Annotated in this window: 12 protein-coding genes; 5 read left to right on the forward strand and 7 right to left on the reverse strand. The window is 66.4% G+C overall.

All coding sequences use genetic code 11. From position 1 onward, the window contains the following. Positions 1–160: 160 nt before the first annotated feature. From gltX to QP164_RS07680, 3 genes are read left to right on the forward strand one after another with little or no spacing between them, the layout of a single operon-like run. Entirely contained in the window at positions 161–1,591 is a 1,431-nt protein-coding gene (gltX, locus tag QP164_RS07670; RefSeq protein ID WP_435368353.1) for a glutamate--tRNA ligase, read from the forward strand. Between the two features lie 25 nt (positions 1,592–1,616). Next, positions 1,617–2,900, forward strand: coding sequence for a citrate synthase (locus tag QP164_RS07675; protein ID WP_056048581.1), 1,284 nt, complete (start codon positions 1,617–1,619; stop codon positions 2,898–2,900). Further along, complete coding sequence (locus QP164_RS07680) at positions 2,900–3,103, forward strand: hypothetical protein (protein ID WP_107962026.1); 204 nt, start codon at positions 2,900–2,902, stop codon at positions 3,101–3,103. Before QP164_RS07675 ends, QP164_RS07680 begins: the two co-directional genes overlap by 1 nt. Here QP164_RS07680 and QP164_RS07685 read toward each other — a convergent pair. From QP164_RS07685 to QP164_RS07695, 3 genes are all read right to left on the reverse strand, one after another. Continuing rightward, on the reverse strand, positions 3,077–4,339 hold the full coding sequence (locus QP164_RS07685; protein WP_333922771.1) for a sensor histidine kinase: 1,263 nt from the start codon (positions 4,337–4,339) through the stop codon (positions 3,077–3,079). The two genes, QP164_RS07680 and QP164_RS07685, sit on opposite strands and share 27 nt — an antisense overlap. Positions 4,340–4,450: 111 nt before the next feature. Next, positions 4,451–5,548, reverse strand: coding sequence for a DUF2336 domain-containing protein (locus QP164_RS07690; RefSeq protein WP_333922772.1), 1,098 nt, complete (start codon positions 5,546–5,548; stop codon positions 4,451–4,453). Positions 5,549–5,583: 35 nt separating this feature from the next. Further along, on the reverse strand, positions 5,584–6,765 hold the full coding sequence (locus QP164_RS07695) for a hypothetical protein (protein ID WP_333922773.1): 1,182 nt from the start codon (positions 6,763–6,765) through the stop codon (positions 5,584–5,586). Between the two features lie 292 nt (positions 6,766–7,057). On the opposite strand from QP164_RS07695, the gene QP164_RS07700 reads away from it, so the two are divergent. Next, entirely contained in the window at positions 7,058–9,343 is a 2,286-nt protein-coding gene (locus QP164_RS07700; RefSeq protein WP_333922774.1) for a hypothetical protein, read from the forward strand. Between the two features lie 101 nt (positions 9,344–9,444). Beyond that, the gene (locus tag QP164_RS07705) at positions 9,445–10,224 is read left to right on the forward strand and encodes an SDR family oxidoreductase (protein ID WP_333922775.1); all 780 of its coding nucleotides are present in this window, start codon (positions 9,445–9,447) and stop codon (positions 10,222–10,224) included. A gap of 54 nt (positions 10,225–10,278) precedes the next feature. Here QP164_RS07705 and QP164_RS07710 read toward each other — a convergent pair whose 3' ends face one another. The 4 genes from QP164_RS07710 to QP164_RS07725 all read right to left on the reverse strand — a co-directional run bounded on the left by QP164_RS07710 (position 10,279) and on the right by QP164_RS07725 (position 13,784). Next, positions 10,279–10,560, reverse strand: a complete 282-nt coding sequence (locus QP164_RS07710; protein ID WP_333922776.1) for a DUF1467 family protein — start codon at positions 10,558–10,560, stop codon at positions 10,279–10,281. Positions 10,561–10,564: 4 nt separating this feature from the next. Continuing rightward, the gene (locus QP164_RS07715) at positions 10,565–12,202 is read right to left on the reverse strand and encodes a ribonuclease J (protein WP_093397297.1); all 1,638 of its coding nucleotides are present in this window, start codon (positions 12,200–12,202) and stop codon (positions 10,565–10,567) included. Between the two features lie 63 nt (positions 12,203–12,265). Next, complete coding sequence (locus QP164_RS07720; protein ID WP_333922777.1) at positions 12,266–13,042, reverse strand: type III pantothenate kinase; 777 nt, start codon at positions 13,040–13,042, stop codon at positions 12,266–12,268. Between the two features lie 10 nt (positions 13,043–13,052). Then, a complete protein-coding gene (locus QP164_RS07725) occupies positions 13,053–13,784 on the reverse strand; it encodes a biotin--[acetyl-CoA-carboxylase] ligase (protein WP_333924206.1) in 732 nt (243 codons plus the stop codon). Position 13,785 lies beyond the last annotated feature (1 nt).

Here is a 13,785-nt window from a genome sequence, read left to right on the forward strand (position 1 = left end):
AGCGCTCGACCGCCAGCCCCCCGCGCTCCACGGCAAGCCCCACGACAGCCCCCCATCGCGGCACGCCCATTTGTCGCCGCCAAGGACGCATGCTAGGGGCGGCGACGGCTGTCATGGCCATCGTTTCTTCATCGTTTCATCAGTCTGGGAGCACCCGCGGTTGGGCGCAATATCTGATACGGGCACCGCCGCTTCGGCCGCACCCGTGGTTACCCGTTTCGCTCCGTCGCCGACGGGGTTCCTGCATCTCGGCGGCGCGCGCACCGCGCTGTTCAACTGGCTGTTCGCAAAGGCGAACGGGGGCAAGTTCCTGTTGCGCATCGAGGATACCGACCGGGTCCGTTCGACCCAGCCGGCGATCGACGCGATCATCGACGGCATGCGCTGGCTCGGGCTCGACTGGGACGGCGACGTCGTCATGCAGTTCGCCGGTGCCGAGCGCCACGCCCAGGTCGCACACGAGATGGTGGCAAATGGGCATGCCTATCGCTGCTACATGACCAACGACGAGATCGCCGCGATGCGTGCCGAGGCACAGGCCGCGAAGAAGCCGCTCCGCATCCGCAGCCCGTGGCGCGATCGTCCCGAGAGCGAAGCGCCGAACCTCCCCCACGTCGTCCGCCTGCGCGCGCCGCAGGAAGGCGCCGTCACGATCGAGGACCGCGTTCAAGGCGCCGTTACGGTCAAGAACGAGGAGATCGACGACCTCGTCCTGCTACGCTCCGACGGCACCCCGACCTACATGCTGGCCGTCGTCGTCGACGATCACGACATGGGCGTCACGCACGTCATCCGCGGCGACGATCACCTCAACAACGCGTTCCGGCAGCTGCCGATCTACCGCGCGATGAACTGGCCCGAGCCGATCTACGCGCACATTCCGCTGATCCACGGCCCGGACGGCGCCAAGCTGTCGAAGCGTCACGGCGCGGTCGGCATCGAAGCGTATCGCGACGAGATGGGTATCCTGCCCGAGGCATTCGACAATTACCTGCTCCGGCTCGGCTGGGGTCACGGCGACGACGAGATCATCAGCCGCGAACAGGCGGTCGAATGGTTCGACCTGTCGGGCGTCGGCAAGTCGCCCTCGCGCTTCGACCTGAAGAAGCTCGAGAACCTCAACGGCCACTACATCCGCGAAGCCGACGACGCGCGCCTTGCGCTGCTCGCCGCCGATCGGCTCGGCCATGACCTGCCGACCGGCGGACTCGATCTTCTGACTCGCGCGATGCCCGTCCTGAAGCCACGTGCCGCAAACCTGAATGAGCTGGCCGAAGGATCGAATTTCCTGTTCAGCCAGCGCCCGTTGGCGATGGACGACGCCGCAGCGAGCCTTTTGCAGGGTGAAGCGAGTGCAATTTTGGTCAATGCCCATGCCGAACTTGACGCGCTCGCCACGTGGGATACGGAGGCGCTCGAAGGCGCGGTACGGCGCGTGGCCGAAGCGCGGGGCGTCAAGCTCGGCCAGGTCGCACAGCCGCTTCGCGCCGCGCTGACGGGACGCAAGACGTCGCCGGGGATTTTCGATGTGCTCGATCTGCTCGGGCGTGACGAGAGCCTGGGACGGATCGCCGACCGGATGGCTAGCTGATAAGATTTCGAGGAAGGATACAAGCATGAGCGAGACCGCAACCCTCAAGGTCGACGGCAAGGATTTCGAGTATCCGGTGATGTCCGGAACGGTCGGACCCGATGTCATCGATATCCGCAAGCTGTACGCGCAGACGGACAATTTCACCTATGATCCGGGCTTCACCTCGACGGCGTCGTGCCAGTCGAAGCTGACCTATATCGATGGTGACGCGGGCACGCTGCTGCACCGCGGCTACACGATCGGCGAGCTGGCCGAGCAGTCGAACTTCATGGAAGTCGCGTACCTCCTGCTCAATGGCGAACTGCCGAGCGAAGACGAGCTGGCAAACTTCTCGAACACGATCACGCGCCACACGATGGTGCACGAGCAGCTTGCGCAGTTCTTCCGTGGCTTCCGCCGCGACGCGCATCCGATGGCGATCCTGTGCGGCGTCGTCGGCGCGCTCTCGGCGTTCTATCACGATTCGACCGACATCCACGATCCGGCACAGCGCGTCATCGCGTCGCACCGCCTGATCGCCAAGATGCCGACGATCGCCGCGATGGCGTACAAGTACAGCGTCGGCCAGCCGTTCGTCTATCCGGACAACACGCTGAGCTACACCGGCAATTTCCTGAAGATGACGTTCGGCGTTCCGGCCGAGAAGTATGTCGTGAACCCGATCGTCGAAAAGGCGATGGACCGCATCTTCATCCTCCACGCCGATCACGAGCAGAACGCGTCGACCTCGACCGTCCGTCTCGCCGGTTCGTCGGGCGCCAACCCGTTCGCGTGCATCGCGGCCGGCATCGCCTGCCTGTGGGGCCCCGCACATGGCGGCGCGAACGAAGCCGCGCTCAACATGCTGCATGAGATCGGCACCGTCGACCGCATTCCCGAGTATATCGCCCGCGCCAAGGACAAGAACGATCCGTTCCGCCTGATGGGCTTCGGTCACCGCGTCTACAAGAACTACGATCCGCGCGCGGCGGTCATGCAGACGACCGTCAAGGAAGTGCTCGGCGAGCTGGGCGTCACCGACCCCGTGTTCGACGTCGCGATCGAGCTCGAGCGTCTGGCGCTCAGCGATCCGTACTTCATCGAGAAGAAGCTGTTCCCGAACGTCGATTTCTACTCAGGCGTGATCCTGTCGGCGATCGGCTTCCCGACGTCGATGTTCACCGTCCTCTTCGCGCTCGCCCGTACCGTCGGCTGGGTCGCGCAGTGGAACGAGATGATCACCGATCCCGACCAGAAGATCGGCCGTCCGCGCCAGCTCTACAGCGGCCCGACCGCGCGTGACTACGTCCCGATGGCGTCCCGCTGATGAAGACGCTCCGGCCGATCCTGATGATCGTCGGCGTGCTCAGCGCGCTGATGGGTCTGCTCTGGATCGGCCAGGGGCTCGGTTACGTCCACTGGCCGCAGTCGAGCTTCATGCTCGACCAGCGGCCGTGGGCGGATCGCGGCGCATTCCTCGCCGCGTTCGGTCTCGCGCTGATCCTAGTGGCGCGCCGGATCCGCCGGTAACGTCAAGACGAACCGCGCACCTTCGCCGGGCGCGCTATCGACCGTGAGATCCCCCTGCATCGCCCGCGCCAAGCGCCGCGCGATATACAGGCCGAGCCCGTTGCCACCGGCCTCCGACGGATCGACCCGCTCGAACTTCTCGAAAATCCGGACCTGATCCTCGGGCGCGACGCCCTTGCCCTGATCGGCGACGACGACGATCGCACGCGTGTCGTTGCGCTCCACCGATACCAAGACCTGCGATCCCGGCGGCGAATAGCGCACCGCGTTGCCGACCAGATTGACCAAAACCTGCAACACCCGCCGGAAATCCCCAAGCGCTGGGACACGCACGTCCATCGCTGGCCGGACGATCGTCACCTCGGCGTTTGCGGCGCGGACCGTCAGCAGCCCAGCGGCGCGGCGTGCGACATCGGCCAGATCGATCGGCTCAGGCGCGAGCGTGAAGTCGGGCCGCTCGACCGCTTGCAGATCGACGAGATCGTCGACCAGCTCGAGCAGATGGCGGCCGGCGCTGGCGATATCCGCGGCGTAATCGGCATAGTCGTGCTGCACCGGGCCATCGGCCTGCGCATTGATGCTGTCGGCATTGGCGACGATCCGCGCGAGCGGAATGCGCAACGCCTTGTCGAGCCCGCTGGTGAAAGTCGGCGATAGCGTGTCGGCGGCAACTGGCGCCGGGGCGTCCTCGACGACCATCCGCGCCACGCCGACGAACCCAGCAAAATCGCCCGATGCATCGTGCCGGACATTGGCGGTCAGCGTCACCGCGCGGCCCGAACTTCGCAGATGCGCGGGCTGCGCGGCCATCGCCCGCCGCCGGGCCAGCGAATCGAGGATCGGCAACGTCCCGTCCGTTCCGGCATCGAGCGCAAACATCGCCGTCAGCGGCTGGCCGAGCAGTGCGAACGCGTCGAAGCCATGTTTCGGCCCCGCATCCAGTGTCACGAACGTCAGCCGTAACGCAGAGTCGGTTTCCCACCGCCAATCGGTATCGCTGCCGAGAAAATCATTCTGCGCATCGGGTGCCGGCCGCGCCGGGCGCCATGCGGCGACCTCGCGCCAGCCGCTGACCGTAAGACGGACGTTCTCGCCGTCCGGTTGCGCGCGCACCCACAGATCGACGTCGGTTTCGTCGTCGGCAACTACGACACCGCGCGACACGACGATGCAGAGCCGTCGCGCCAACCGCGCGATCGTCGCGAGTTGCGGCACCGCCAGTGGCGCACCGCGCATCCCCCGCCCGCTGGTTCAATGCAATCAACGCCGGGTCCGCGAACGACAGCGATCCGTCGGGTGCGACGATCGCGTGGGCAATGGGGCTTTCGGTCGAAGGGTCGAACACGCTCATCGCCGATCCGTACGCGCCAGCGCCCGCAACGCCATCCGAAAATCGCGGTTCAGTGCCAGTGGTGCGATCGACGCCCGCGCATCCTCGACACCGACCGAAACGATCGCATCCAGAGCATCCGCAAATGCCTCGATATCGCGCCGCGGGTCCGCTTCCGACAGGGCCAGCCCGATGCGGGCGATCGTCGGCCGATCCATGTCGAGCGCGCGCAACGCAAGCCACAGCCGATCGCCCTCGGGCTCCAACGTGATCGCCCGCGCCTGATCGAACGCGATGCCGAGCGCATGCGCCAGCACCGCGACGAACAGCGACAGCCGCCGGTCGCCAATCGATTCGACCAGTACCGCCGCCAACTCGTTTGGTCGCGCATCGAGCGCCCCCGCCAGCCGCATCGCCACCGCATCGGGTCGCTCGCCCTCGTCATGCGCCGCGAGACTGCGCTGCGCCGCGTCGGTGATCGCGCGGTCGCTCTCGCGCGTCGCATGCCGCAAGCCGTCGCGGATTGCCGCCGCTACCCACCAGACCAGCCGGTGATGGAGTTCAGCGGGCAGTTCGCTCCCACCGACAACACCCTGTTCGTTCGCGACCCGCCGCCGGCTCTCGGCCGCGAGCAGGGCAGACGCCGCCGACGCTACGATACTGTCCGGCACGCCAGCGAGACGGACCAGCAGACTCGCCTCGTCGGGCTCGGCCACCTCGACCGGCAGCGACGCCGCGATCAGATCGTGACGGACGCGCGCGATCAGTTCGTCCATCAACTCCTCGTCACGGAGCAATCCAGCGCGCGTCAGTCGATCGACGACGCCCCCCGCGCCCGCCTTGAGGATCGCCTCGCCCGCCTTCGTCGATCCGTTTCCGGCAAGCGACCGCGCGGCGTGGCGGCGGATATCCCACTCGATCGAACCGACGATCGCATCCAGCACATGCGCCAGCATCAGCCGCGTCCGGTCTTCCAACCGCGCATCCGCATCGAGGAAAAAGTCGGCGATCGTCCCTGCCAGTCGCGTCTCCGCGCGCAAACGCACGGTCTCGGCCCGCGCGAGCGGATCGTCATAGGACGGCATAGCGTCAACTGGGTCTCGGCCGACCGACATCGCCCCGTGCTTAGCCTCCGGTCGTTAAGGTCCGCCTAAGGCGCGCGGCGCAATCGTTCGATCACCGCCGCCAGCGTCGCGGTCGCATAGGCCGCGGTCAACCCCAATCCCACTACCGGAAAACCGACCAGCGCGGTCAGCGTCACGATCAGCAGATACGCCGTCGGACTGCCCCACCAGAACTGGCGCTCGCGTTCGACGATCGCGCGCTCGGCCAGTCCGCCGATCGCGACGAGGGCGGTACCGATCGCCAGCGCGGTGTTCTCGCCTGCATAGCCGCTGACGAAGAACGCAAAGACGAGGATCGCGGCGGCAACGACACCGCCGATCGCCACCGTCTGGCCATGCGCCATCGGCTCTTCGTCGCGAAGCCCGCTTAACACCGAACCAAGTGCCAATGCGATGCACCCGACCAGCGCCAGGATCAGCCCGGTCGAGGACAGGCCTATGCCGATCGTCACCAGCCCGGCGACGCCCAGCGCCAGCCCAGCTGCGCCCACCGTGGTCCCCGCCACGCCGCGATCGACCAGCAGCGGCAACGCCAGCCGCGCGATCGGCGCGAGCACGAACCGGTCGAACCAGCCGCGCCGCCCCGACACGATCGTCATCAGCACCGCACGCCCGCGTTCCTCCAGCGTCCGCGCCTGTCGCTCGATCCCGTGCCCACCGCGCACCGCATCGGTAGGCAGCAAAACTTGCGTCGCGCGCGACTGCACCGCCAGACGCAGCAGCGACGATTGAAGATCGTAATCCTGTGGCAAAGCCGAGACCTCGGCGATCCGGCTCGAACTCAGCCGGGCGACCCCGGCCCACGCCATCTGCCCGCCAACGCGTTCGAACCCCGGCCCCGCATCGCTCTCTGGTACGACGAGCAGGCAATCGCCCTCCTCACCCGCCATCGCCTTGACGATCGCCTCGGTGGTGACCAGCCCGTCGCCAAGCATCAGCACGCGGGCGAGCGGATGCAGCTTCTCGACCGCTTCGGTCGCCGAGCGCACCGTATCGACCGAAACGCCGCGCCGCCCGATCCGGTTGATCGCCCCCAAAAGCTCGGGCGTCATCCGCGCGACGACGACGATCACCTGCGACACGCCGGCGGCGATCAGCAACCGTGCCTGGTATTCGATAAGCGTGACGCCGCTGAACGGCAGCGTCGCGGCCAGACGATCGGGACGATCGTCGGCGTCGTGAATTGCAAATAATAGGCCGGCAAGCATCGCAGGCTGTTAGGCGGTACGCGCCGTCCTGCAAAGCCCGCGTTAGGTCGAACTGCCCTGCGCCGCGGTTCGGTTCGACGTTACGCGCGAGAAACCACCCGGCTGGGGCGACTATACTGCCACATCCTCCCGTGCTTATCACAAGGATCGACCGCGGCTTCTCGCGGCGCCACCACGATCATACGCCGTGTCGCCCCGCTTACCGGACGGATGTTCGCCGAACCGTCGCATCATCCGTTTTGTCCGACGACAATCCATGATACTTCCGCAATTCATGAACGGGGGTTCGTCAATGATCGGGTTTCGCGCGTCGGCAGGCAATGCCCATCCCATTCGCGCGGACATCGTGATGGATCCGGTGATAGAAGACATGTCCGACACCGTCACCGAACCCCATTTCGACGAGCCCGCGCAAGAGCCTGCGCCCGAACGCGGTCCGCTTTTCGCCGGCATCGCGGTTGCGATCGTAGCGATATGGCTCGCCGCGATGCTGTGGATCGCACGCGATTCGCTGGCGACGATCGAACCGGTCGCGCTGGTCCAGTTCATCGCCGCGCTCTGCATCGTCCCTGCGCTCGTCGGCATCGTCTGGCTGCTCACCATGCGCACCAGCCGCACCGAGGCGCACCGCTTCGGCCTCACCGCGCAGGCGATGCGTGACGAAGCGGCCAGCCTGGAGCGCACCGTCGCAGCGTTGTCGAACACGATCGACGCCAATCGCCAGCACCTCGCCGAACAACTGAACGCGCTCATGGCGATGGGCGGCGGCGCGACCGAACAGCTCGCCGCGATCGGTCGCGGCATGGTCTCCGAAATCGACCAGGCTGCAGCCCACGCGCGCAACCTCGCAACCTCGACTGCCGGCGCACAAACCAGCCTCGGCGTCCTGATCGCCACCCTTCCCCGTGCACAGGCGGATATCGACGACGTCGCCAAGCGTCTCGAACGCACGGGTCTGTCGGCCAGCGAACACGCCGCTGCTCTCGACGCGCAGATCGTTGCGCTCGCCGAACGTGGCCGCGAGGCCGACGCGATGGCGAGCGGCGCCGCGCAACGCCTCGCCGCGCACATCGTCCGGATGGAGGCGACCAGCCAGACCGCGGGTGCGCATCTCGAATCGGTGACCGACGGCATGTCCGCTGCGGTCGACGCGCTGCTCAACCGCACCGCCGATGCGGTCGATCTGTCGCGTCGCGGCATCGCTGCACAGGGCGACGCGATGCTGGCGATGGTCGGCGCCAACCAGGCCGCGCTCGACAGCGCCGCGCGTGACAGCGCCGAAGCGCTCGCGCACCGTATCGCCGCGGTCGAGGACGCGATCGAACGCGTCGCGATCCGCCTCGATCTACAGCGTAGCGCCGGCGACCGGATCGTCGACGACCTCCACACTGGGCTCGGCGAAGTCGAATCGCGGATCGAACTGCTCCACCGCCATGGGACCGAGCGCACGCAAGACCTCGCCGCATCGATCAGCGCACTCGGCGGCTCGGCGAATGCGATGACCGAAGCGTTGCGCGCGGGCGACGACATGGCGCACCGCACGATCGCCACGACCGAAACGCTGCTCGTCGCGCTCGACGCGGCCGCACGCGAGATCGACGAGACGATGCCTGAAGCTTTGGGCCGGCTCGATTCGCAGGTGCTCGCCAGCAAGAGCATCGTCGTCTCCGCACGCCCCGAACTGCTCGCGCTGGTTACCGCGGCCGAGAGCACGCACGACGCGATCGAGGCGATCGCGGGCGTGATCTCCGAACAGCGCCTCGTCCTCGACACGCTGTCGACTGACCTGCTCAACACGCTCAATACCGGTCGCGCGAAGGCCGATGCGCTAGGCCAGATGGTCGACGAGGCGATCGGCCGGACGCAACATTTTGCCGAAGACGCCGCACCGCAGTTGATCGAGGCACTCCACCGCGTCCGCGAAACCGCCGCGGTCGCAGCCGACAAGGCGCGCGAGACGCTGTCGAAGGTCATTCCCGAGGCCGCAGCCGCGCTCGAAGCCGCCAGCGCCGACGCGATGCGCCGCGCGACCAACGACACCGTGGAACGCCAGGTCAAGGCGCTCACCGACGCAACCGGCGCTGCGGTCGATGCCGCCACCGGCGCGACCGAACGCCTTGCGCGTGAAGTCCAGACGATCGTCGACCAGACCGCAATCGTGGAAACGCGGATCCAAGAGGCGCGCACCGAACGCGAAGACGCCGACCAGGACACCTTTGCGCGTCGCGTGTCGCTGCTGATCGAGTCGCTCAACTCGGCGTCGATCGACATCACCAAGGCGATCGCACCCGAAATCTCGGACAGCGCATGGGGCGCGTACCTCAAGGGCGACCGCGGGGTGTTCACCCGCCGCGCGGTCCGCATTCTCGACGCCAGCGAAGTCCGCGAGATTGCCGGCCTCTACGACGAGGACGAGACCTTCCGCGAGATGGTCAACCGCTACATCCACGACTTCGAAGCGATGCTCCGCACGATCCTGACGCAACGCGACGGCTCGCCGCTCGGGGTCACATTGCTGTCGTCCGACATGGGCAAGCTGTACGTGGCACTGGCACAGGCGATCGAACGCTTGCGCTGAGCCCGACCGAATAGGAGTTCTCGAAATGATCCAGCGCCACCGCTGACGCGGCCATCGCCGGCGGAGCAATCCGCCGACCGGACTCATATTTCGAGGCTTACATGCCCAGACTGAACACCAAGATATGCGTCATCACCGGCGCAGCCCGCGGCATCGGCCGCGCGATCGCCGAGCGCTTCCATGACGAGGGCGCCATCGTCATCCTCACCGATATCGACAAAACCATTGGCGCCGAGACTGCGGCAGCGATCGGCTGCCGGTTCGAAAAGCTGGACGTCCGCGAAGGGGCGGACTGGCAGCGACTGTCGGAGATCGTTCCGGTCGCCGACGTGGTCGTCAACAATGCCGGCGTGACGGGGTTCGAGCACGGCATGGTCGCGCACGATCCCGAACATGCGAGCTTGGCGGACTGGCGCGCGGTCCATGCGGTCAATCTGGACGGCACGTTCCTCGGCTGCCGCTATGCGATCGGTGCGATGAAGGCCGCGGGCACGGGCTCGATCATCAACATCTCGTCGCGGTCCGGGCTGGTCGGCATCCCCCTCGCCGCGGCTTATGCGTCGTCAAAGGCGGCGATCCGTAATCACAGCAAGACGGTGGCGCTGTATTCCGCGCAACAGGGGTGGAAAATCCGCTGCAACTCGGTGCATCCGGCCGCGATCCTGACGCCGATCTGGGAGCCGATGCTCGGGGATGGGCCGGACCGCGAGGCGCGGATGGCGGCGCTGGTGGCGGATACACCGTTGAAGCGGTTCGGGATGCCGGACGAGGTCGCCGCGGTTGCGGTGATGCTGGCGTCGGACGAGGCCACGTACATCACGGGAACCGAGATCAATATCGATGGTGGTTTGCTGGCGGGTTCGGCTGCGTCGCCGGGGTGATGCCGGATCCATGAATCCTCCCCCGCCAGGGGGAGGATCGTTTAGGTCCGCCCCTCAGCGGGTGACCATGTTGCCGCGGTCGAACAGGTCGACGCTCTGCGGGGTGATCCACCCGTACGAATAATTCAGCTGAAACAGCACGAACAGCACTGTGGCGACGACCGTCACCCGCCAAGCCGTCCGCCCCGAGCGAAACTCATGCGGCGCGCTTTCGGCTTGGCCGGGGACATGTTCGCCCCCCACCTCACGCGTCGTCTTCACGCCGAATGGCAGGACCAGGAACACCGAGAACGCCCAGAACAGGACGTAGATCGCGAGTGCCGAGGTCCAGCGCATTCGATCAGCCCTCGATCAGCAGGACATCGACGATCGGCTGCTTGCCGGTCCAGCGCTTCGCGACCTTGCGCACCGCAAGACGGATCTGCTCGCGCATCTTCTCGCTCTCGCGCTTGCCGCCGCGCACTGTGTCCGCGGCTGCCTGGACCGCATCGGCGATGAATGCCGCGCGGTCTTCCTCGACCGGCACGCCCTGCACGCGGACCTGCGGCTGGCCGACCATCCGGCCGTCCTTGCCGAGCGCGACACCGACCGAAATCTGGCCGTTGATCGCGAGCTTGCGCCGCTCGCTCAGCGTCGCGCCGTCCGCCGGAAGGATCACGTCGCCGTCGAGCACCAGGCGCCCGACGGTCGCGTTGCCGATCTTCGCCGGTCCCTTGGGCGCGAGACGGATGATGTCACCATTGCTCTGCACGATCGCGCGCGGAATGCCCTGCTCGAGGCCAAAGCGCGCATGCTCCATCATATGGCGCATCTCGCCATGTGTCGGCACGAGTACTTCAGGCCGCAGCCAGTCGTACATCTGCGCGAGTTCGGGCTGACCCGGATGGCCCGACACGTGAACGTGTGCCTGGCGCTCGGTGATCATGCGGATCCCCTTGGCCGCCAGCGTGTTCTGGATGCGACCGATCTGGACCTCGTTGCCCGGGATCTGCTTCGACGAGAAGATCACCGTGTCGTCGGCTTCGAGCGTGATCGTGTGCTGGCCATTGGCGACACGCGCCAGCGCCGCGCGCTCTTCGCCCTGGCCACCGGTAGCGATGATCAGCACCTTGTTCTTGGGCAGGCGCATCGCTTCGTCGGGACTGATCGTGTCTGGGAAATCCTTTAGATAGCCCGTCGCGCGCGCCACCTTGATGATCCGGTCGAGCGAGCGCCCGGTGACGCACAGCTTGCGCCCGGTTTCCTTCGCGACTTCGCCGAACGTGTGCAGACGCGCGGCGTTCGACGCGAAGCTGGTGATCATCACGCGGCCCTTGGCCTTGCTGACCTCCTCAAACAAGCCCTTGCGGACCGTGCTCTCGCTGCCCGACGCGGTCGTGTTGAAGATGTTGGTCGAATCGCAGACGAGGACGTCGACGCCCTTGTCGCCGATCGCCATGAAGCCCTCGGGCGTCGTCGGGTTGCCGATCACCGGGTTCTTGTCGAGCTTCCAGTCGCCGGTGTGGAACACGCGACCGTAAGGCGTGTCGATCAACAGCGCGTTCGCCTCGGGGATCGAATGCGACATCTCGACGAAGGTGAAGCCGAACGGCCCGAGCTGGAAATTGCCGCCCATCGGGATCATCTTGAGCTTCACGCGGTTGGCGATGCCCTCTTCCTCGAGCTTGCCGCGGATCAGCCCCATCGTGAACGGGGTCGCATAGATCGGCACGCCGAGGTCTTCGGCGAGGTACGGCAGCGAGCCGATGTGATCCTCATGGCCGTGCGTGATGACGATGCCGAGCAGGTCGTCGATCCGGTCTTCGATGAAGGACAGGTCGGGCAGGATCACGTCGACGCCCGGATATTGCGGATCGGCGAAGGTGATGCCGAGATCGACCATCACCCACTTGCCCTGGCAGCCGTACAGGTTGACGTTCATGCCGATTTCGCCGGAGCCGCCAAGGCCACAGAAAAGGAGTTCGTTCTTCGGAGTCATTGATTACTTTCAGGATTATACAGGAATATGGCCCGCAGGCCGGTCGGCGCGAGCCCAATGGCCCTAGATATGGTGACGATCCCACATCATCGCCAGCCCCTGGATCGTCAGGTCGGCTTCGATGACGTCGAACACGTCGGTCTGTTTCTCGAATAATGTGGCGAGGCCGCCGGTGGCGACGACCTTCACGGGACGGCCGATCTCGCGCTTCATGCGCGCGACCAGCCCCTCGATCATCGCGACATAACCCCAATAGATGCCGATGTGCATCTGCGAGACGGTGTTGAGCCCGATCACGCTGGTATCTGTCGGCGCCTCGATCGCGATCCGCGGGAGTTTCGCGGCGGCGGTCACCAGCGCGTCGAGCGACAGGTTGATCCCCGGCGCGATGATCCCGCCCTTGTACGCGCCGCTATAGTCGACGACGTCGAAGGTGGTCGCGGTGCCGAAGTCGATCACGATCAGGTCGCCGGGATGCAGCGCATGCGCGGCGATCGTGTTGACCGCACGGTCGGCACCAAGCGAGGCAGGCTCGTCGACGTCGATCGCGATGCCCCATTCGACCGGTGCATGGCCAGCGATCAGCGCGTCGGTGTTGAAGTATTTCGACGCGAGCACCTGGAGGTTGTGCAGCGCGCGCGGCACGACGGTGGCGACGATCACGCCCTCGACGGCAGTGCGATCATGCCCGCCGAGCTGCATGAGCTGGCTCAACCACACCGCATACTCGTCCGCCGTCCGCCGCGGATCGGTCGCGATCCGCCAGCGCGCGACGATCTCGCCGCTCTCGACGAGCGCGAACACGACATTGGTATTGCCGGCATCGATCGCGAGCAGCATCAGCGGGGCCTCAAAGCAGGAAGACGTCGGCAGCGTGAATGACACGCCGCTCGCCAGACGCCAAGCGGAGGATCAGCGCGCCGTCGGTGTCGAGCCCGACGAACAGGCCGTCGATGCCGCTGCCATCGGGAAGCCGAGCGGTCAGTGCGGTGCCTGCGGGATGCGCGCAATCGACCCAGCGCTCGCGAACCGGCGCGATGCCCTCGGTCCGCCAGCGACCGATCCAGCGCGCGAAACTGTCGGCGAGGATGTCGAGGAACATCGCCGGATCGACCACCACGCCGTGCGCGGCGAGATCGGTCGTCGCACGGTCGGGCAGATCGGGATGGTGCGCGATGTTTACGCCGTAGCCGACGATCACCGCATTGTCCGCGCGTTCGAGCAGGATGCCCGACAGCTTGGCATCCGCAAGCAACAGATCGTTCGGCCATTTCAGGACCAGCGTCTCGCTCGCATCGGTCGTGCCCTGGCAGATCCCGGCAACGAGGAACGTCGACACCGTTTCCTGCAAGGCGACCGCGGCGACCAGCGCGAGGCTGGCGGCCGGCGGATCGTTCGGTCGCAAACGGACGAGCGTGCTGGCGTAGAGATTACCCTCGGGCGACGACCATTCGCGCCCGAACCGCCCCCGCCCCGCCGTCTGACGGATCGCACGCAACCAGAGACCGTCTTCGGCACCACCGCGTGCAAGCTCCAGCAGGTCGGCGTTGGTCGATCCTGTTTCCGCGACGGTGCGGATGATG

The organism is Sphingomonas sp. LR59, from assembly GCF_036855945.1.
Lineage (GTDB): Bacteria > Pseudomonadota > Alphaproteobacteria > Sphingomonadales > Sphingomonadaceae > Sphingomonas.

Excerpts from the sequence above, each read along its gene's own strand:
- QP164_RS07675 (WP_056048581.1), top strand. The coding sequence starts at position 1,617 with ATGAGCGAGACCGCAACCCTCAAGGTCGACGGCAAGGATTTCGAGTAT.
- QP164_RS07680 (WP_107962026.1), top strand. The coding sequence starts at position 2,900 with ATGAAGACGCTCCGGCCGATCCTGATGATCGTCGGCGTGCTCAGCGCG.
- QP164_RS07685 (WP_333922771.1), bottom strand. The coding sequence starts at position 4,339 with ATGCGCGGTGCGCCACTGGCGGTGCCGCAACTCGCGACGATCGCGCGG.
- QP164_RS07690 (WP_333922772.1), bottom strand. The coding sequence starts at position 5,548 with ATGTCGGTCGGCCGAGACCCAGTTGACGCTATGCCGTCCTATGACGAT.
- QP164_RS07695 (WP_333922773.1), bottom strand. The coding sequence starts at position 6,765 with ATGCTTGCCGGCCTATTATTTGCAATTCACGACGCCGACGATCGTCCC.
- QP164_RS07700 (WP_333922774.1), top strand. The coding sequence starts at position 7,058 with ATGATCGGGTTTCGCGCGTCGGCAGGCAATGCCCATCCCATTCGCGCG.
- QP164_RS07705 (WP_333922775.1), top strand. The coding sequence starts at position 9,445 with ATGCCCAGACTGAACACCAAGATATGCGTCATCACCGGCGCAGCCCGC.
- QP164_RS07710 (WP_333922776.1), bottom strand. The coding sequence starts at position 10,560 with ATGCGCTGGACCTCGGCACTCGCGATCTACGTCCTGTTCTGGGCGTTC.
- QP164_RS07715 (WP_093397297.1), bottom strand. The coding sequence starts at position 12,202 with ATGACTCCGAAGAACGAACTCCTTTTCTGTGGCCTTGGCGGCTCCGGC.
- QP164_RS07720 (WP_333922777.1), bottom strand. The coding sequence starts at position 13,042 with ATGCTGCTCGCGATCGATGCCGGCAATACCAATGTCGTGTTCGCGCTC.